We start from the raw sequence: 837 nt of genomic DNA, 5'->3' as shown, positions 1-837 counted from the left end.
TCAAAGTTTGCGACAGAACCAAATCACATCGATAGCATTGCGTTTATACTGGATGCTGTCGATGCTTCACACCACCCTAAAGATCTGAAAGCAATTTATAGAGATAAATTTTCTGAAAAGAAAGGTTCTGGTAAAGGGGTTTACAGTATAAAAGTTAATGGAAATTGGCGAATAACTTTTCAAATACAAGATGAAGGCGCTGAATTTCTTGATTATATCGATTATCACGGGAAAAAAATAAAAGCCCGATAGCTGCCTAATAAAAGATTAGGTTACGGGTCACGATATATGTGACCTTAGTCTATCTCGTTACATACAAGGTAGGCTTTAGGAGAGTAGAAATGAGAATGACGAGAAAACCATCACATCCAGGTAAGTTTTTTAAACACACTATTTTGGATGAAAGAGGAATATCAATTACCGAAGCAGCAGTGAACTTAGGTGTAACAAGAAAAGCACTAAGTGAATTTGTTAACGGTAAAGCCAAATGCTCACATGCAATGGCTAGACGCCTAGCAGAAACGACCGGAACTGGCGTTGGTATTTGGATTATGATGCAAGCTAAATTAGATACTTGGGAAGCTGAAAGCATGGAAATAGAAACACCAATTATCCCATTTAAAACACAAGCTTAATTGTTAATGAGAAAAATATAAAGAACACCAAATAGTAAAAGTAGAATCCCAATAAAAACGGCTCTCAATAAGGAGTCGTTTTTGTGTTTAATGCACAATATGTTATAGCCAACTTTTGAGTGGTTTTTGCACACTTCCTTTCTCTAATAGCTACGAGATCGCAAAAATCACTCACTTTCTTCGGTTCTGTCGCAAATATAGT

The 837-nt window shown here is 36.3% G+C and carries 2 protein-coding genes; both read left to right on the top strand.

Annotated elements, in window-relative coordinates; translation table 11 throughout:
* Positions 1 to 252: type II toxin-antitoxin system RelE/ParE family toxin (locus AB4513_RS24715; RefSeq protein ID WP_102258484.1), on the top strand; the 252-nt coding region annotated here is incomplete at its 5' end.
* 89 nt (positions 253 to 341) lie between these two features.
* Positions 342 to 635, top strand: coding sequence for a HigA family addiction module antitoxin (locus AB4513_RS24710; RefSeq protein ID WP_017101335.1), 294 nt, complete (start codon positions 342 to 344; stop codon positions 633 to 635).
* Positions 636 to 837: the final 202 nt, after the last annotated feature.

Source organism: Vibrio sp. 10N.222.54.E6 (assembly GCF_041473955.1).
Classification (GTDB): domain Bacteria; phylum Pseudomonadota; class Gammaproteobacteria; order Enterobacterales; family Vibrionaceae; genus Vibrio; species Vibrio tasmaniensis_A.
This window is presented reverse-complemented; position numbering and strand designations above follow the sequence as displayed.

Excerpts from the sequence above, each read along its gene's own strand:
- AB4513_RS24710 (WP_017101335.1), top strand. The coding sequence starts at position 342 with ATGAGAATGACGAGAAAACCATCACATCCAGGTAAGTTTTTTAAACAC.